18 protein-coding genes are annotated in these 17,213 nt (G+C 39.3%); 2 read left to right on the top strand and 16 right to left on the bottom strand.

Annotated features, from left to right (window positions below; translation table 11 throughout):
- Nucleotides 1–409 precede the first annotated feature (409 nt).
- From rsfS to HW271_RS02160, 8 genes are all read right to left on the bottom strand, one after another.
- On the bottom strand, nt 410–763 hold the full coding sequence (rsfS, locus tag HW271_RS02195) for a ribosome silencing factor (protein WP_178894679.1): 354 nt from the start codon (nt 761–763) through the stop codon (nt 410–412).
- Nucleotides 764–1,357 (bottom strand): bis(5'-nucleosyl)-tetraphosphatase (symmetrical) YqeK, encoded by a 594-nt coding sequence (gene yqeK, locus HW271_RS02190; RefSeq protein WP_178894678.1) that lies wholly within the window; start codon nt 1,355–1,357, stop codon nt 764–766.
- Nucleotides 1,357–1,986 (bottom strand): nicotinate-nucleotide adenylyltransferase, encoded by a 630-nt coding sequence (locus HW271_RS02185; protein WP_178894677.1) that lies wholly within the window; start codon nt 1,984–1,986, stop codon nt 1,357–1,359. The genes yqeK and HW271_RS02185 overlap by 1 nt, the downstream gene beginning before the upstream one ends.
- A gap of 50 nt (nt 1,987–2,036) precedes the next feature.
- Nucleotides 2,037–2,348, bottom strand: a complete 312-nt coding sequence (yhbY, locus tag HW271_RS02180) for a ribosome assembly RNA-binding protein YhbY (RefSeq protein ID WP_000060171.1) — start codon at nt 2,346–2,348, stop codon at nt 2,037–2,039.
- A 210-nt stretch (nt 2,349–2,558) separates the two neighbouring features.
- Entirely contained in the window at nt 2,559–3,665 is a 1,107-nt protein-coding gene (gene yqeH / locus HW271_RS02175) for a ribosome biogenesis GTPase YqeH (protein WP_178894676.1), read from the bottom strand.
- A gap of 2 nt (nt 3,666–3,667) precedes the next feature.
- Nucleotides 3,668–4,195, bottom strand: a complete 528-nt coding sequence (locus HW271_RS02170) for a YqeG family HAD IIIA-type phosphatase (RefSeq protein WP_178894675.1) — start codon at nt 4,193–4,195, stop codon at nt 3,668–3,670.
- A 16-nt stretch (nt 4,196–4,211) separates the two neighbouring features.
- The gene (locus HW271_RS02165) at nt 4,212–5,117 is read right to left on the bottom strand and encodes a magnesium transporter CorA family protein (protein ID WP_045615295.1); all 906 of its coding nucleotides are present in this window, start codon (nt 5,115–5,117) and stop codon (nt 4,212–4,214) included.
- A 51-nt stretch (nt 5,118–5,168) separates the two neighbouring features.
- Nucleotides 5,169–5,735, bottom strand: a complete 567-nt coding sequence (locus HW271_RS02160; RefSeq protein WP_045615293.1) for a mechanosensitive ion channel family protein — start codon at nt 5,733–5,735, stop codon at nt 5,169–5,171.
- A gap of 227 nt (nt 5,736–5,962) precedes the next feature.
- On the opposite strand from HW271_RS02160, the gene HW271_RS02155 reads away from it, so the two are divergent.
- The gene (locus HW271_RS02155; RefSeq protein WP_178894674.1) at nt 5,963–6,928 is read left to right on the top strand and encodes an aromatic acid exporter family protein; all 966 of its coding nucleotides are present in this window, start codon (nt 5,963–5,965) and stop codon (nt 6,926–6,928) included.
- Nucleotides 6,929–7,056: 128 nt separating this feature from the next.
- On the opposite strand, the gene HW271_RS02150 is transcribed toward HW271_RS02155, so the two are convergent.
- The 3 genes from HW271_RS02150 to typA all read right to left on the bottom strand — a co-directional run bounded on the left by HW271_RS02150 (nt 7,057) and on the right by typA (nt 14,457).
- Nucleotides 7,057–12,153 (bottom strand): G5 domain-containing protein, encoded by a 5,097-nt coding sequence (locus HW271_RS02150; RefSeq protein ID WP_178894673.1) that lies wholly within the window; start codon nt 12,151–12,153, stop codon nt 7,057–7,059.
- 197 nt (nt 12,154–12,350) lie between these two features.
- The gene (locus HW271_RS02145) at nt 12,351–12,596 is read right to left on the bottom strand and encodes a DUF3165 family protein (protein ID WP_178894672.1); all 246 of its coding nucleotides are present in this window, start codon (nt 12,594–12,596) and stop codon (nt 12,351–12,353) included.
- A gap of 19 nt (nt 12,597–12,615) precedes the next feature.
- Entirely contained in the window at nt 12,616–14,457 is a 1,842-nt protein-coding gene (typA, locus tag HW271_RS02140; RefSeq protein ID WP_178894671.1) for a translational GTPase TypA, read from the bottom strand.
- A 159-nt stretch (nt 14,458–14,616) separates the two neighbouring features.
- Between typA and HW271_RS02135 the strand changes: the two genes are divergently transcribed.
- Nucleotides 14,617–15,342 (top strand): 16S rRNA pseudouridine(516) synthase, encoded by a 726-nt coding sequence (locus tag HW271_RS02135; protein WP_178894670.1) that lies wholly within the window; start codon nt 14,617–14,619, stop codon nt 15,340–15,342.
- A gap of 34 nt (nt 15,343–15,376) precedes the next feature.
- Here the strand turns inward: HW271_RS02135 and HW271_RS02130 are convergent, their stop codons facing one another.
- The 5 genes from HW271_RS02130 to HW271_RS02110 form a co-directional block, all read right to left on the bottom strand.
- The gene (locus HW271_RS02130) at nt 15,377–15,622 is read right to left on the bottom strand and encodes a hypothetical protein (protein WP_178894669.1); all 246 of its coding nucleotides are present in this window, start codon (nt 15,620–15,622) and stop codon (nt 15,377–15,379) included.
- 190 nt (nt 15,623–15,812) lie between these two features.
- Nucleotides 15,813–16,040, bottom strand: coding sequence for a DUF4190 domain-containing protein (locus HW271_RS02125; RefSeq protein WP_178894668.1), 228 nt, complete (start codon nt 16,038–16,040; stop codon nt 15,813–15,815).
- 196 nt (nt 16,041–16,236) lie between these two features.
- Nucleotides 16,237–16,464: a hypothetical protein gene (locus HW271_RS02120; protein ID WP_006149827.1), complete on the bottom strand. Its 228-nt coding sequence runs from the start codon at nt 16,462–16,464 to the stop codon at nt 16,237–16,239.
- 90 nt (nt 16,465–16,554) lie between these two features.
- The gene (locus HW271_RS02115; RefSeq protein ID WP_006149793.1) at nt 16,555–16,935 is read right to left on the bottom strand and encodes a rhodanese-like domain-containing protein; all 381 of its coding nucleotides are present in this window, start codon (nt 16,933–16,935) and stop codon (nt 16,555–16,557) included.
- Between the two features lie 5 nt (nt 16,936–16,940).
- Nucleotides 16,941–17,165: a YqgQ family protein gene (locus tag HW271_RS02110; RefSeq protein ID WP_178894667.1), complete on the bottom strand. Its 225-nt coding sequence runs from the start codon at nt 17,163–17,165 to the stop codon at nt 16,941–16,943.
- Between the last annotated feature and the right edge of the window lie 48 nt (nt 17,166–17,213).

Raw genomic sequence — 17,213 nt, 5'->3', positions numbered from 1 at the left:
AAACTTTCTGCTGTATCGTCAGATGCAAAGAAAGTTTATCTTTTTCTCGCAGCTTTTAGCTCGTGTTCAGTTTCAAGATGAACAAAACACGACGCTCTTACCTTTCAATCAATTTTTCTAAAATAAGCAAATAAAACCCAGTTGACTGCAACTGAGTTCAATTGAAGACAAAGTCTTTTTAAGATTTTCCTTAGGTGATTTCGGACGTCTGCGACCTTCTTCGAAGTTCCAAGACTTAGTTTTGAGCCTAAGGTCTCAAAACTCCCGACTTCTTGAAACATTATTGTTTCAAGAAGTTTTATCACAACGGAAAGTCTCGATAATTTCTCACTTCTCACTCAAAAATAAGAATAATCTTAATACATTGTCGAATTTCAAAGCAATTCCCAGCCGAAGTTCAAGTCATCTTCTACACTAGAGTTTCAGATAAATCTACTGAATCCGCCTCATGCCAGAGTTTTTCTAGATTATAGTGGGCACGCATTTCTTCTGAGAAGATATGCACTACAACATCACCGAGGTCTAGTAGCACCCAACCTCCAGCTGCATCACCTTCGACATGGCTGCCTTTAAAGCCTGCTTCCGCTACTTTTTCACGGATATTTTCAGCGATAGCATCCAACTGACGGCTATTCATAGAGCTAGTGATAACAAAGTAATCTGTCACGCTGGTCAATTCTTGTACGTCAAGTGCGAGAATATCCTCCGCACGTTTCTCATCAGCCGCTTTCACGACTAGTTCTAGTAATTCTTTTTCGTTCATTTAGTCCTCTTTCAAATAGTGCACATAGGCGTTATAGGTTTCAAGGGTTTGGGGATAGATGGGAAATCCCTGATGAGCTAAATGCTCCACGGTATGAGCTGTCTCGTAAGCTACCGCCTTATTTAGTGATAGTTCAGCAATCTCACGCGCCTGATCCACACCTGGAAAGGTACGATTGTGCTCGATATAGTCTGCGACGTAGATAACCTTGTCAAGGTTCGTCATCTGAATCGCTCCTACTGTATGAATTTCAATAGCTCGTAGGATTTCAGGATCTTGTAAATCCAAATCTTCCTGAATCTTGTAAATTCCGACCATACCATGCCAAACATTATTACCCCAGTTTTTGAGGTCTGGATCTAGTTGATATCGATCAATCAAGTCTAGAAACTCTTGATCTGACAGTTTTTTAGCATAGTCATGAAGGAGACCAGCTAAACCAGCCTTCTCAACATCTATACCGAAACGTTGAGCTAATTCAATAGCTGCACGCTCTACACCCAGACAATGGGTTAGGCGTTTTTCAGGTAGAAGCTCCGCCATCTTTTCCAACAATTCTTCACGGGAACAGTTGATATAGTCTTGGTATGCCATCAGTAAAGTCCTTCTTTCTCGATGTAATCTAGCACTGGCTTAGGCAAGAGAAAGTTGGGTGTTCGTCCTTGGGCAATGAAATCACGCACCATACTGGATGAAATATCCATGAGGGGCACATCCACCCAGATGACTGGATAAGAAGTCCCTGCTTTGTAACGTGGTCGCTGAACTCCCACAAACTGAACTAGTTCCACCAACTCATCAATTCTATACCACTTAGGCAAATAGTCTACCATATCGGCACCGATAATGAAATAGTAATCTGTGTCTGGATTCTTCTCTGTTAGAAGCTTCATGGTGTCGTAGGTGTAGGAAATACCCTTGCGCTCCAGCTCAATTGTCTCAATAGCTAAACCTTCGATTCCTTCGATAGCCAATTCAAGCATTTTGAGACGATGGTGCTCAGGAATGGTTTCCTTTTTGTCTACGTGAGGCGGTTGATACTCAGGCATGAGCAGAACCTGATCCAATCCCAACTGCTGGCGTACTTGGTCCGCCACGATAAGGTGGGCGTTGTGAACAGGGTTAAAATTCCCCCCTAGGATTCCAACTTGCTTGCGTTTTTTATCCTTGATTTCTGGCTCTAACTCCACTTTGGTAAAGGGAGTTAATAGTTCGATTGCCATAGGCTAATCTCCTTTAGTCTTCTGTAAAAACAGTTTTTGGAGCGTCATGCTTAGATTTCTTTAACTTTTTTAGAAATCTTGCGATTTTCTTTCTTGCTGGATTGTTTATACAAAATCAAGATGCGTCCGATTTTTTGAACTGTGTCTACACCGATTTCTTCTTCCAAGATTTCAGCTACTTCGTGGATGTTTTCATCTGTGTTTTGCAAGAGAGTAACCTTAATCAATTCGCGGGCATCAAGTGCTTGACGGACGCTAGTTTTAATTTGGTCGTTGAGACCATTTTTCCCTATTTGGATGATGGGTTTGAGGGTGTGTGCCTGGCTGTTGAGGAAGGCACGTTGTTTTGATGTTAATGACATATTTTCTTTAAAAGAGTTTTTTATACTTTTCTGAAGTGGTGACGGACGTCAGCAAAGTCCTTCGGACTTTCATGACTAAAATTTGAGCCTAAGGTCTCAAATTTTCCGCAGTTGGTACAATCATTTGTACCAACTGACACCACGGCGAAAAGTATCTTCTAGAGGCTCGCCATGCTCACCTTTATAAAGATAACTCTTTCCTTTCTGTGTTTAAATAATTGCTTTTCGTGTGACGACCGCGACGCCTTCTGGTGCCCAGACAGCTACTTTAGCTGTGCCTGTCACACGTATCCAGCCTAATCCTGAGATAACTAAGTCGGTCTTATCCTTGATAGTAAAGACATGTTGGACCAGTTTTGGAAAATCTTCTTTTTCCTTGCTATTTGGTGGTGTAAGAAGGGTTCCCAGGTGCTTATCGTAAAAGTCAGTCGCTCCTTCAAGCTTGGTACGATGAAGTTTGAGTTCATTGTCAAAGAAAGCTGTGAAACCTTGCTTTTCTCCTGCGATGAAGTCAAAGCGTCCCAAGCCCCCTAAAAATAGAGTTTGCTCCGGATTGAGCTGATAGGTTTTAGGTTTGATTTCCTTTTTAGGACTGACATACTTGAGATTCTTAGCTGTCAAGTAGTGAGCCATCTGATGACGATGGATAATCCCCGGCGTATCGTAGATATAAGAACCGTCATCAAGCGGAATCTCGATCTTATCTAGAGTTGTCCCTGGGAAGCGTGAAGTTGTGATGACGTTCTGGTCACCCGTAATTTCCTGGATAATGGCATTGATAAGAGTTGATTTACCGACATTAGTCACCCCAACTACATAGACATCGCGCCCCTTACGGTAGTGCTCGATTTTTTCAATGACTTCCTTGATAGCATGCTTATTTTGAGCTGAAGTCAGAACAACGTCCACAGGACGCAGACCTTCTTCGTGGGCACGTTCCATGAGCCATTGGCAAATCTTCCCAGCCTTTACTGACTTAGGTAGGATATCTTTTTTATTTCCGACTAAGAGCACATCATTACCTGATACAAAGCGTGGTAATCCTGGGATAACTGATCCATTGAAGTCAAAGATATCAATAACGTTAACCACCAAGGCATCACTATCTCCCACCTCGTGCAAAAGTTTTAAGAAATCATCATCCGTCAGCTGCACATCTGTGATTTCATTATAATGACGAAGACGGAAACAACGTTGGCAATAAACCTCTCCAGTCTCCAAACCTTTTTCAAGTGCTGACTGAGGTGTAAATCCAAGACCAGTCTTATCTTCCGTCTGAATGGTTGCTCCACAACCAATACAGAGAATTTCTTCCATAGTTAGATTCCTTTTTTATATGTGATAGGCCCGTACTTTTCAGTGATTTGTTTCATGACACGGCGCTCACGAGCACGGTTGATTTGCGTTTTGATAGAATCATGCTGGACCAAGGGTTTGACCAAAATCGAACGAATCCCTGCTCGGTGGGCAGCTCGAATATCCGTCATGAGCTGATCTCCAACCATGACTACTTCGTTTTTCTCATAGTGGAATTCCTTCATGGCACAGTCAATCCCGAAAGTAAAAGGCTTCAAAGCCCAATAAACATAGTCAATTCCAAATTTTTCAACTGCCCGTTGAACGCGTTTTTTAGAGTTATTGGACACTACGATGATACGAATACCAGCATCACGAAGGTCATGTAACCACTGCTTCATTTCTGGAGTCCCATCAGGGTTATTCCAAGCAATGAGGGTATTATCCAAATCGACCAAAACAGCTTTGATCCCTTGGTCTTTCAGGCTTTGGACTGTCAAATCATATACTGCTTCTACAGCAAAGTCTGGCATGTAATTTTCAATCGCCATTCTGGCTCCTTCTCTTTTATTTCCTAGTAATTTTCTTCAGCCATTGAGATAAGGCTGCCCATAAAATCAAGCTAGCCATTAAGATATAAATCCAAGCATTTGGCTCTTCTGTAAATGGTAGAGGAACATTCATCCCGAAGAAACCTGTAATAACCGCAAGTACTGCTAGTAAGACGGAGATAATAGTCAAAATTGTCAAACTATCATTCAGGTTATTGTTTAGGATGTTGTTGTAAGAAGCAGAGAGTTGTTGTAAGACTTGAGAAATCAAATCTGTCATAGACACCAACTGATGGGCTTCAATCATGGCATCATCAAACTGCTCTCGTTCGACATCGTTAAATCTCCGATAAAGAGCATGACCTTGGATATGTTCCAATAGAAGTCGATTTTGTTTTGCCGCAGCTGTCAAGTAAACCATACCAGTCTCCAAATCAGAGAGAGCAAAGAGATTTTTCTTTGTCGTGGTTTGACGTAGCAAGGCACTAATTTCGTCCTTACTTTTATCCATTTCTTCGATGACAGGATAATAAGCGTTACTGATAAGCTCTAAGCTGGCAAAGAGAAACTTGTAGATTGAAATCGTTTCATGAGTTTTAAGATAAGTCAGCATACGTTCAATCACATAAGCGTTCTTATGGTTACTGATCGTAATCATTCGTTGTTTTTCAACGATAAAGGTCATAGGAATGGCTTCATAGTATTCCTTGTCCTTCTCAAGATCCAGAACATTGTAGATAAAAGTTACAGTCCCATTTTCACGGTTATAGTCCATGTGGGCTCGTTCATTTCTATCCAGAGCATATTCGATGGTTTCCTTATCCAAACCATAGATTTCAGATAAATCTCCAAGATTTTTAATTTTTTCGATATCAAGATTTATCCAGGTACAACCATTTCCTAATTGTTTATCTAAAACCATCATTTCTCCTCTGTCAAACTCCCTCTATTGTACCATAAATCAAGTAAAATTTCAGTTCTCTTCTTCTCTTGAAAAATTGCTAACCACAGTGATATTACGGTTGGGAACAAAGTGGAGAGCCTGGTCTTCACCTCTTAGTTGAGTGGTTCGAATGCCGACACTAACTACTTTTCCCGATACAGTAATGGGACCGTTTGTCAAAACAACTTCATCTCCTACATCCAACTGGCGTTCAAAGAGAATAAAGAAACCATTGATAACATCTGATAAGAAGCCCTGCGCCCCCATACCAATTGCAACCCCAGCAATCCCAGCACCAGCTAGTAAACTGGATACAGGCAGTCCTAGGATAGATAAAATGCAGTAGACTAAGAAGAAATAGAGAATGTAATTAAAGACATTTTCAAGCAAACGCGAAATTGTCTTCTGTCTTCCCGCGTCCCGATTTGAAAATTTTAGCGATGGTTTCACTATTTTCTTTACAGCCGCATGAAGTAGCTTTTTAGCAATATAAAATAGTACAAATAAAATTAAAAGAGAAATCACTTTGGTCAAGAGATTCTCAAATACTGAGGTTAAATCTAGCTTATCAAAATAACTTTTAAAAAATTCTTGCATGTAAAACTCCTTTCTACTATTATACCATAAAACGATATCTGGACCAGTTTGGTAAATATTCATTCTGCCTATACTATTATTAGATTCACTTGATTTCAAAACATATTTATACTATAATCAAACCACTACAAGGAGAACAAATTATTTTCTCAGTAACTCTCTTGGAATAGACCTTTCTACCTCACCTACTACTAAAACTTTAAAGCATTTTCTCAAGGAAATATTCTATGTCTATCACTCAACGTACTTTAAAACTTGTTTTGGCAACCTGCTTTGCCTGTTTTCTAGCCTACTTTTTTGATCTATCCTCAGCTATTTCAGCTGGTATCATTGCTATTTTAAGTCTCTCTGATACACGTAGAAGCACCATCAAATTAGCCCGCAATAGACTTTTTTCAACCTTGCTTGCTCTGACAATCGGTGTTATTGCTTTTCAACTAACTGGTTATCATATCTGGAGCTTTGGACTCTACTTAGCAGTCTATGTTCCCTTGGCCTATAAACTCGGTTGGGAAATTGGGATTACTCCTAGTAGCGTCCTGGTCAGCCATCTCTTAATCCAACAAACAACATCACCAACACTTTTACTGAATGAGCTCTTACTCTTCCTAATCGGTACTGGCTTTGCACTTCTGGTCAATCTCTACATGCCTTCACGTGAAAAAGACATTCAACATTATCATACTCTTGTTGAAGAAAAACTCAGAGATGTTCTTCTACGGCTTTCTTACTATCTGAAAAGAGGGGATGGCCGTAATCAGGCTCAACTTGTAAATGAACTTGACCAACTACTTGAGGATGCTCTTAAGTTAGTTTACCTCGATCACTCTGACCATCTCTTTCACCAGACAGATTATCATATCCACTACTTCGAGATGCGGCAAAGACAAACGCGTATCTTAAGAAATATGGCTCAACAGATTAACACATGCCAATTAGCCGCTAGTGAGAGTTTGATTGTCGCTCAGCTCTTTTCAAAAACAGCTAGCCAACTGAGTCAAACCAATCCAGCCTACGACTTATTGAATGATATTGAGAGCTACCTAGAGGTATTTCGCAATCGATCTCTCCCTAAAACTAGAGAAGAGTTTGAGACACGGGCAACCCTATTACAACTCTTTCGTGAATTAGAACATTTTATCCAGATAAAAGTCGACTTCTACCAGCGATATTCAAAAAACAAAAAGAGATAATTGTACAGATAAAAAACACCTTTCGGACTGTAGAGACTTGCAGTCCGAAAGGTGTTTTTCTTGTCTTATTAAGTACTCAAAACTACTTAGAAAAATGATTCTAATCCGGTTGAAATTTATCTCAGCTATCAAGATTTATAGATCGATTCTTTAAATTCATTTGATTCCTTAAGATAAGCTTTGTAAATGGCTTTTTTCAACTTCTGTACCGGAGTTTCAATAAAGCGATATTGTTTCGCACTTGTGTTACCAGCTTTAATCTCAGCAAGTTCTTCTTTTACCGCTTCTGCCATTAACTGCTTCATTCTTTCTGGGCTAGCAATCACTTCCTTCTTGCCTTTGTAGTCAATCGTTATCGGTTTTAACTTGTTCAGGTTATTGATTCGTTCATTGACTTGTTCTTTCTTAAATTGAGCATAGCTTTTTCCAGATAAAATCTTATCAAAGATATATTTGTCCGACAATGGACGATTGGCTTTCTCAGCATCTTTCTTGTATTGATTCGACACATAAGGGACGAAACCTTCGTAGTAACCAAGTCCTGCCATTAACTCAAAGGCTTGTTTTCTAAAGCTAATATCACCACTCATTCCTTTATCATTTTGATTAACACCATAAATCGTATCAAACATATCGACCGTGTAATAGCCATTGGCATCTACTTTCCCAGTTGCTGTTAGCCCTTTAATAATATAGCGATTTACCACGATATGATTATCAATCAAACTATTGATGTCCGTCAACTTACTTGCGTCTACCTCCGTCAAAGCCTTAATTTCCTCACTCTGATGAGTCGGTTGGACAGATGGATTGTCGTAAGAAACTGGAGTTCTAGAACCTGAAGTTGGACTTGGCAAGAGCTGTTTGAAGTAGATTGCTTTTTCAGCTGCTGACAATCCTCGACTAGCCTCAGCTTCCAAATAATCTAAACTATAAAGTACATCAAAACTACCATGCATGTATTCTTTCAAATCTGCAGCAGATTTAAAGCGGTCCGGTTTCTTATTGTAGAAACTATCTTTCTTACTTTCATCAAAGACAAAATTCAAGTTAAAGTAGGTATCAGTTTCAGGTGTATAAGAATTTTCAAAGATTCCACGAGCATAGAACTCTGCTCCCGTACCATCTCGTCGTCCATGGTTGTTAAAGAGTACTGTACGATCCAACAAGTGAGTCATTTCATGAGAGTAGGTTGCTGAACCACGATCATCTAAAACTCTATCAATAAAGTAACGCACACCAGAACCATTGGCTTCAGCTCCAACGGTTTGAGACGGAGAATACATACCTAACGGAGACATAAAGTCCTTGACTCCTTTATCAGCCTCTGGACCAAACTCCTTAGACCAAGTTTCCTTGATACCTGCATTTTGCTTGTTAGTATACTTTTTCATAGTATCCACAATCAAACGGTTGGTTATCAGTTTTGTTTGGTTCTCTTTTTTAGTAATTCTGTACAGGGAATCAACATAAGCTGCCTGACGATCCGCTGTTAACTCAACCAGAGCCCTCGTCTTTTCTAAATCAGCCTTGTATTGGGCAGGGTTACGTTTAGCAAGTGAAGAATCGATGTAGGTTCCGATATTTCCATAAGAAACAGTTGCCATATTTGTAATAACATAAATGCTTGGTTCTTTTATATTGACCAGACCTAAAAGAGTTGCCATATTATACTGTTTATGATTTACAACTTGTTGTGGCTCAGCCCCATACTTGACAGGATCAGAGGTCAATTTTGTATATAGAGCAACGTTTTCGTCAGGCTTCTCTTTTGATTTTTTCTCTATAACAATGGCCTTTGTAGCATCCTTCAACCAAGTATCACCATCCATATCTGTAAAGGTAGTCCGGTTGTAGTCAAGGAAGTCTTTCAATGTTCCTTTGTCAGTAATCTTCTCAAAATACTTTTCATAGGTATTAGGACTATTGACCAACTTCATCTCACTATAGTTCATGGAACCTAGATGTTTCAACCAATCTAAGGAAGTAACTTTTTTACCAAAAGAGCTTGGATTAAAGGCTAGAATATCGCGAATATTGGTCTTACCAAAATCAATATTGTAAAAACGATTGATATAAGTTAGACCTAAAAGAATTTTTTCTTTATTTGCTTCTAGTTCACTTTGGACTTTTGCCCTAGAATCTGGAGTATTTCCTAGTATGCTAAGGGTATGAGAAGCAATCTTTTTTAGATCTGAATCTAAGTTATTCTTTGTTTGTTCAAAAGTATCTTTAATCGATAATCTTTCAAGGTATTCTTTGCGCAGGACTTCTTTGACTTCTTCATCAGTGATAGCTGGATTTGTCTTTTTGAGTTCAATCTTCTTACTAATCACGTCACGCCCAAGGATGCTTGGTTTCAGAGCATTCACTAAGTATGTGTTAGTAAATAAATCTATCCCTTTCATATCTCGGCTTACTCGATTTGTATCAATCGCATTTTCTAGATCCTTGTTATCTGGGAGGAGATGTGGTTTATTTTCTTTGGTTCCTACCAGGATTACCTTCGGTTTCATAGCTTTCGTCTCAGCACTAGTTTCTTTATACGACAGTAATGCCCCAGTGTGAGTGTTCACTTCATAAACTCGAGTAGCCGTCAACTCTCCTGCTTGACCTGGGCTCTCAATTTTTTCAGTATCCTTGTCAAGTGATGGATCCTTTCGACGTTCTTCCTTGATCGGAATTGGAGTCACAATCTTTTCGACATTCCCAACTTTAATAACCTTATCAATTGGGGCCGTGGTTTGCTTCTGTTTATCTTTTTCAGTTACAAGACCTGACTGACTGTCAACTTTGTAACTAGTCATCGTTTTCTCACTACCTTCCTTCCCTGAAACAGACACTTTTTGCGTCTGGTAAGGTAGTGTAGAGTCTGCTTCAAAAACCGTCTTATTTGCAATAACCTTCGTTTCGATACTTGGTTTTATTCCTACAAGAATAATTTCATCTACCTTCTCAACCAAGGTTTTTGTAGTACTAGACTCTTTGATTGCACCGCTGACATTATCTCTCGTATAGTTTGTAGTCGTTTCTAGCTTTCCATTAACGCCAGAAACTTTTGTTTTTCGGGTCCCAACTGCTAGAGTTTCATCTGCTTGGTAGATAATTTTATAAGGAACCGTTTGGGTTTCAATTTTTGGTTGGGGGAGTGGGAGAAGCTCTTTTTTTGTCCCGATAGCAATGATTTCCGGAATGGCTTCTGTCGTTAAAGTATTCGAAATAATCTTACGTTTTTCCTGACCATTAAGCGTGCTAACTTCGGTTAGGATGGTACGTTTCCCGTTGACACCTGCTTGAATTAGTTTAACTTGGTCTTCTGCCATATTCGGATCTTCTTGACGAATGGTCTTAAATGGAACCACCTCTGTTGTTACTTCCAATTCTGGTTTCACTTCTACTAAACTTGGACTACCTTCTTGCGGAATAGCTGTCGCTTCCACCTTGCTACCAACTGCAATAATTTCTGAAACTGGTTCTTGAGTCACAGTATTTGATTTGACTTGACGACTCTCCTTACCATCAACCCTTGTAACTTCTGTTAGAATCGTACGTTGCCCAACCACACCTGCTTGGATTATACGAGTCTCACCTTTTAGTAAATCCGGATCCTCTTGATGAAGAGTATTATAAGGTATCTCTTCTGTACTAGTTTCCAACTCTGGCTTCACTTCTACTAAACTTGGACTACCTTCTTGCGGAATAGCTGTCGCTTCCACCTTGCTACCAACTGCAATAATTTCTGAAACTGGTTCTTGAGTCACAGTATTTGAGCGAACTTCACGACTCTCCTTACCATCAACCCTTGTAACTTCTGTTAGAATCGTACGTTGCCCAACCACACCTGCTTGGATTATACGAGTTTCACCTTTTAATAAATCTGGGTCCTCTTGATGAAGAGTATTATAAGGTATCTCTTCTGTACTAGTTTCCAACTCAGGTTTCACTTCTACTAAATTTGGACTACCTTCTAGAGGAATTGATGTGGATTCCACCTTGCTACCAACTGCGATAATTTCTGAAACTGGTTCTTGAGTCACAGTATTTGAGCGAACTTCACGACTCTCCTTACCATCAACCCTTGTAACTTCTGTTAAGATGGTACGTTCTCCTACTACTCCTGCCTGGATAACTCGAGTTTGACCCTTAGGCAAATCTGGATCTTCTTGATAGAGTCGATCAAAATGAACTGACTCTGTGCTTGTTTCTAGCTCTGGTTTCACTTCCACCAAGCTTGGAGAACCTTCTAGAGGAATTGATGTGGATTCTACCTTAGTACCGACTGCAATAATTTCTGAAACTGGTTCTTGAGTCACAGTGTTTGAGCGAACTTCACGACTCTCCTTACCATTACCCCTTGTAACCTCTGTTAAGATGGTACGTTCTCCTGCGACTCCTGCTTGGATAACTTGCGTTTGTCCCTTCGGCAAGTTTGGATCTTCCTGACGAATGGTATCAAAAGGAATGGATTCCTTGCTAATTTCCAATTCCGGTTTCACCTCTACTAGACTTGGTTGACCCTGAGGAGGGATTGATGTAGACTCTTCAGAAGATGGTCGGCTTGGAGTTGCTGGAGTTTCAATTATACCTAGATGACTTGGAATTACAGCTTGTTCAAGCAGACTTCCCTGAGTCGTTTTTGAAGGTGTGACTAGGCTTTGAGATATCTCTTCATTGCATCTTACAAAATAGTAACCCGTAAATTCATAACCTTCAATCTTTTCAGGTCTTGGCAAAAACTCCCCTTCTACCGTTTTAACGAGGGCTGGACGAAGCTCTACTAAGTTTTCTAGGGCAGAGACTGAGACTGCTGTTCCCCCAACTGCCAAAACTGTCACTAGAAAAAGACTTCTACCTTTTTTCTTCTTGATTAACGTTAACGAAACCAAAAGAATTCCCATTCCTAGTACTGGCACTAAAGGATTAGAAAAGAGTCCCGTATTGGGTAAGCTTGCAGCTGATTTACGATAAACGAAGTAATAGTCCTTACCCTCTTCTAGCTCGATTGTATTATCTTCAAACCACCGCAATTCTTCCTTTATTGCTTCAGGTAAATCTTTATCCTCAACATAATGAGAAACTAATTGTGGCTGTCTCTCCTGAGCTCCTACGATTTCAATCGGTGAGGCCGCAAAAAACAAACTCGTTCCTAATAAAACAGAACAAGTTCCTATTGCATATTTTCTTAAAGAAAAACGTTGCTTTTCCTTAAATAAATGTCGGTTCATATCAAACTCCAATCTTGTAACCGTTTTCTTTTATTGTATCAAAAAACTTACTTCTATTCAAAAGATATGAAAAATAAATGAAATCGCCTCTTACCTAGTTATCTCGTGAAAACAAAAAGCAAAACCAGCATGAATCTGATTTTGCTTCAATCATTTTACATTTTGACTCTAATGGTGTAGAGGAATGAGGTTAAATCCTATCTCTTTTTAACCGATATTAAGGAAATATCTCTCAAACTAAAGTAAGTAAGAGCTAGCATCCCCAATGTTATATAGATTTCTGCTGGAAGTTGGAAAATCTGCAGGGCAGACAAGAGCAACAAGATTACGAGGGCAACAAGTCCAAAGACTAATATTACAACATTGACCGTCCCCTTGATACTTTGGGGTGTCGCAAATAAATAGAGTAGTAATAAGAGTATCCCTATGATTAAGTAGACCATCTTTATCTCTTTCTAGCCTTTATTCAGCTGATTTTTTCTTTTTATTTGCTTTCTCACGCTCTGCCTTATTGAGGATTTGCTTACGCAAACGGATAGATTCAGGCGTTACTTCCATGTACTCATCGTCGTTCAAGAACTCAAGTGATTCTTCAAGTGTCAAGATACGAGGAGTTTTGATAACCGCTGTTTGGTCCTTGGTAGCTGAACGAACGTTAGTCATTTGTTTTGCTTTCGTGATATTAACAGTCAAGTCATTTTCACGAGAGTTTTCACCGATGATCATTCCTTCGTAAACCTCAGTACCTGGGTTAACAAAGATAGTACCACGTTCTTCGATAGACATGATTGAGTAGGTTGTTGCCTTTCCAGCATCGATAGAAACAAGAGCACCACGGTGACGTCCACCAATTTCCCCTGGAATCAATGGCAAGTATTGGTCGAAGGTATGGTTCATGATCCCGTAACCACGAGTCATTGACAAGAACTCAGTTGAGTATCCAATCAAACCACGCGCAGGAACTAGGAAGACCAAACGAGTTTGACCATTACCTGTTGCAATCATATCCAACATTTCACCCTTACGTTCAGAAAGGCTTTGGATAACAGAACCTTGGTATTCTTCTGGTGTGTCGATCTGCACGCGCTCAAATGGCTCACACTTCACACCATCAATTTCTTTGACGATAACTTCTGGACGAGACACTTGAAGCTCATAACCTTCACGACGCATAGTCTCGATAAGGATTGACAAGTGCAATTCCCCACGTCCTGAAACCGTCCATTTATCTGGTGAGTCTGTTGGGTCTACACGAAGAGATACGTCTGTTTGCAACTCAGCTTGAAGGCGCTCTTCAACCTTACGAGAAGTCACCCATTTTCCTTCACGACCAGCAAAAGGTGAGTTGTTAACCAAGAAGGTCATTTGAAGAGTAGGTTCGTCGATGTGAAGAACTGGAAGAGCTTCAACTGCATCTGTTGGAGTGATTGTTTCCCCAACGAAGATGTCTTCCATACCTGATACGGCAATCAAATCACCAGCCTTAGCTTCTTGGATTTCACGACGTTCCAAACCAAAGAAACCAAAGAGTTTTGTAACACGGAAGTTTTTGGTTGTTCCGTCAAGTTTAGAAAGGGTAACTTGGTCCCCAACCTTGACTGTACCACGGAAGACACGTCCGATACCAATACGTCCTACGAAGTCATTGTAGTCAAGAAGTGACACTTGGAATTGAAGAGGCTCATCAGAGTTATCAACCGGAGCTGGAATGTGGTCGATAATGGTGTCGAAGATTGGCGCCATAGTCTTTTCTTGGTCTGCTGGATCATCTGACAATGAAGATGTTCCGTTGATCGCTGAAGCATAGACTACTGGGAAGTCAAGCTGATCATCATCTGCACCAAGTTCGATGAAAAGTTCCAAAACTTCATCCACTACTTCTGCTGGACGAGCTGATGGCTTATCGATTTTGTTAACTACAACGATAGGCACAAGGTCTTGTTCCAAGGCTTTTTTCAATACGAAACGAGTCTGTGGCATGGTTCCTTCGTAAGCATCTACGACCAAAACAACACCGTCAACCATTTTCATGATACGTTCTACTTCTCCACCGAAGTCCGCGTGTCCTGGTGTGTCCATGATATTGATACGAGTTCCGTTGTAAGCAACTGCTGTATTCTTCGCAAGGATGGTAATTCCACGCTCTTTTTCAATATCATTTGAGTCCATTGCACGCTCAGCCAATTCTGTACGTGCGTCAAGAGTTTCAGATTGTTTCAACAATTCGTCAACGAGGGTTGTTTTTCCGTGGTCGACGTGGGCGATAATCGCGATATTACGGATATCTTCTCTTAATTTTGTCATGATTTCCTCTATTTATTTCAAATTTATTTTCTAACTGAACGATTATACCACAATTTTAAGCAAATGGCATAACTCAAGTAAGTGTAAATGTTTTCAAAAGAAAATTCATTCCTTCTCTTTTCTTTTCAAAAATCCTGACTTGTGATAAGATAGGCTGGTATGCGTTTAGATAATTTATTGGCCCAGGAAAAAATCAGTCGAAAAGCCATGAAACAGGCTCTTATCAAAAAAGAAATCTTAATAGATGGAGTTCCTGCTACTTCCCTTGCACAGAATGTTGATACGGGATTACAAGAGTTGATTTTTCAGGGTATAAAAATCCAAGGATATGAGCACACCTATCTCATGCTTCACAAACCAAATGGTGTCGTGACAGCAAGCAAGGACAAGAAGCTCCCAACGGTTATGGACTTACTACCTCAACACCTCCAGTCGGCTCAGCTTTACGCAATTGGTCGATTGGATAGAGATACGACAGGGTTGCTCCTCCTAACAGATAATGGCCCTCTAGGTTTTCAACTTCTCCACCCTCAATATCATGTCGATAAAACTTATCAAGTTGAGGTGAACGGCTTGCTCACACCAGATCACATCCAGCAGTTCAAAAATGGGATTGTCTTTCTTGATGGAACTGTCTGTAAACCTGCTCAGCTTGAGATTCTATCTTCAAGCCCTAGTCTCAGCCGAGCCACCATCACCATCTCTGAAGGGAAATTTCATCAGATCAAAAAAATGTTCCTCTCAGTCGGTGTCAAGGTCACTGCCCTAAAAAGAGTTCAGTTCGGGGATTTTACATTAGATCCTGACCTAGCAGAAGGTCAATGCCGGCCCTTGAATCAAGAGGAATTGAAAATCATTAAAAACTACTTAAAGAAAAGTGAATAAAACAAAAAAGCTTTAAAAATAAAGCTTTTTTGTTTTAATGAATTCCCGAAAGTTGTGAGATAAGTACGATACAGATAAGTGCAGAAATCACAATCCCTAACACAATCCCTAAAATAGAGAGAATTTTTTCTGTCTTATAGTCTAGTCCAGACTCTTTTTGATATGAATTAGCCAAGACCAAACCAAAAACACCCAAAAAAATACTTAAAACTGGAAATCCAAATGCAAATATGATAGATAGGATACTCAAAACAAGTGATGCTTTTTTCTTTTCTTGCATGCTCTAAAATCTCCTTAAACTTATTACGCAATCATTATACCATACAAACCGGCTTTATCTATTAGGTAACACGTTTTAGAACTTTGAAAACCTGTCCCTGAGCTAGAAAGAATTAGAAATGATTAAAAACCACTTAACGAAAAATGAGTAAAACAAAAAAGCTTTAAAGATAAAGCTTTTTTAATCTTCTTTAACTCATATGTAAGAAAATTCCAATTATCCAGTTAAGAGCAGAAAGTACAATACCTACAATAGATACAATTCTCTCTGTTTTATAGTCTAATCCAGATTCTTTTTGAAGTTCGTTAGCAAATAAAAAACCAACGATACCTAAACCAATACCTCCCAATGGAAATAACAAACTAAGAATGATAGATAGGATACCCACTATAAGTGGATTTTTCTTCTTTTCTTCCATTTTTCAATAAACTCCTTAAATTTTTTACACATTCATTATATCATAAAAACCGGCTTTATCTATTAGTAACAAGTTTTAGAACTATGAAAACCTGTCCCTGAGCCAGAAATAATTAAAGATGATTAAAAACCACTTAACGAAAAGTGGATAAAACAAAAAAGCTTTAAAAATAAAGCTTTTTTTGTTAGAATCCTGATTAGTGCATCATCAAAATGACTCCTGCAATCCAGTTAAGGACTGAAATGACAATCCCTACAATATTGAGGATTTTTTCTGTTTTATAATTTAGTCCAGATTGATTTTGATGTGAATTACCCAAAACAAGACCAATAATACCCAAAATCAAACCAACGATTGGAGATAGCAAACCAAGGACGATAGATAGGATACCTAAAACAAGCGATGCTTTTTTCTTTTCTTGCATAATAAAAACTCCTTAAAATTCATATTACTATTATACCATAAAAAGTCGGATTTCTATATTAAACATATGTGACAAGTTTTTTTCACATTGTTAATTAGATTTCACCTTCCCAGTCCAAGAATCCAATCCATAAGAGAGAATATAGATTTCTGAGAAACCTTGTTTTTTCAAGAAAAGCGCTGCATTTGTGACACGCTGCGCACGTTGGTTCTCATAAAGAAGGACAGGTTTATCCTTACGAAGCGCTGCAAGACTTGTCTTCAATTGATTTGAAGGGATATTACGAGCTCCAAGGATATGTTTTCTGTGAAAGTCAGCAGGATCACGTAAGTCAATTAACTGACCTGTACGAATCAAAGACTCAAACTCTGCATTGTCTACAATTTTCGCTGCACGACGAATGCGAAGATAGTTGTATCCCATCCATGCTAACATTGCTACGACAAGTCCCCACAAAACCCAAGTTACCATAATACTTAATCTCCATTTTTCTCTAAATAGTCTAATTCTATCTTGTGCTCTCTGCGAAGAACTGCCTCTGCTTCTAAATAATCCAGCTTATCCATCAAGCCTGCATCATAGATTCGAGATAGTTCAATCTTCATCAGCTCAATATCATAGAGACGTTTCCCCATGTAGACAATGATACCGAACTGTTTGAGAAATTGTTGCACATCGTAGAGTGTTTTCATAACTTTCATTTTAGCAAATAATCAGAGTTTTTTCAATAGTTCCTGCAGAGGATTCCC

It is taken from the genome of Streptococcus sp. oral taxon 061 (assembly GCF_013394695.1).
GTDB lineage: Bacteria > Bacillota > Bacilli > Lactobacillales > Streptococcaceae > Streptococcus.
Note: the sequence above shows the minus strand (reverse complement) of the source record. Positions and strands in the feature narration are given on the sequence as shown.

What these genes read in the sequence shown, in the direction of transcription:
- yqeH (WP_178894676.1), bottom strand. Translation starts at nt 3,665, where the DNA reads ATGGAAGAAATTCTCTGTATTGGTTGTGGAGCAACCATTCAGACGGAA.
- HW271_RS02155 (WP_178894674.1), top strand. Translation starts at nt 5,963, where the DNA reads ATGTCTATCACTCAACGTACTTTAAAACTTGTTTTGGCAACCTGCTTT.
- HW271_RS02170 (WP_178894675.1), bottom strand. Translation starts at nt 4,195, where the DNA reads ATGGCGATTGAAAATTACATGCCAGACTTTGCTGTAGAAGCAGTATAT.
- HW271_RS02150 (WP_178894673.1), bottom strand. Translation starts at nt 12,153, where the DNA reads ATGAACCGACATTTATTTAAGGAAAAGCAACGTTTTTCTTTAAGAAAA.
- HW271_RS02145 (WP_178894672.1), bottom strand. Translation starts at nt 12,596, where the DNA reads ATGGTCTACTTAATCATAGGGATACTCTTATTACTACTCTATTTATTT.
- HW271_RS02165 (WP_045615295.1), bottom strand. Translation starts at nt 5,117, where the DNA reads ATGGTTTTAGATAAACAATTAGGAAATGGTTGTACCTGGATAAATCTT.
- yhbY (WP_000060171.1), bottom strand. Translation starts at nt 2,348, where the DNA reads ATGTCATTAACATCAAAACAACGTGCCTTCCTCAACAGCCAGGCACAC.
- HW271_RS02185 (WP_178894677.1), bottom strand. Translation starts at nt 1,986, where the DNA reads ATGGCAATCGAACTATTAACTCCCTTTACCAAAGTGGAGTTAGAGCCA.
- HW271_RS02135 (WP_178894670.1), top strand. Translation starts at nt 14,617, where the DNA reads ATGCGTTTAGATAATTTATTGGCCCAGGAAAAAATCAGTCGAAAAGCC.
- HW271_RS02110 (WP_178894667.1), bottom strand. Translation starts at nt 17,165, where the DNA reads ATGAAAGTTATGAAAACACTCTACGATGTGCAACAATTTCTCAAACAG.
- rsfS (WP_178894679.1), bottom strand. Translation starts at nt 763, where the DNA reads ATGAACGAAAAAGAATTACTAGAACTAGTCGTGAAAGCGGCTGATGAG.
- typA (WP_178894671.1), bottom strand. Translation starts at nt 14,457, where the DNA reads ATGACAAAATTAAGAGAAGATATCCGTAATATCGCGATTATCGCCCAC.
- HW271_RS02125 (WP_178894668.1), bottom strand. Translation starts at nt 16,040, where the DNA reads ATGGAAGAAAAGAAGAAAAATCCACTTATAGTGGGTATCCTATCTATC.
- HW271_RS02130 (WP_178894669.1), bottom strand. Translation starts at nt 15,622, where the DNA reads ATGCAAGAAAAGAAAAAAGCATCACTTGTTTTGAGTATCCTATCTATC.
- HW271_RS02120 (WP_006149827.1), bottom strand. Translation starts at nt 16,464, where the DNA reads ATGCAAGAAAAGAAAAAAGCATCGCTTGTTTTAGGTATCCTATCTATC.
- HW271_RS02160 (WP_045615293.1), bottom strand. Translation starts at nt 5,735, where the DNA reads ATGCAAGAATTTTTTAAAAGTTATTTTGATAAGCTAGATTTAACCTCA.
- yqeK (WP_178894678.1), bottom strand. Translation starts at nt 1,357, where the DNA reads ATGGCATACCAAGACTATATCAACTGTTCCCGTGAAGAATTGTTGGAA.
- HW271_RS02115 (WP_006149793.1), bottom strand. Translation starts at nt 16,935, where the DNA reads ATGGTAACTTGGGTTTTGTGGGGACTTGTCGTAGCAATGTTAGCATGG.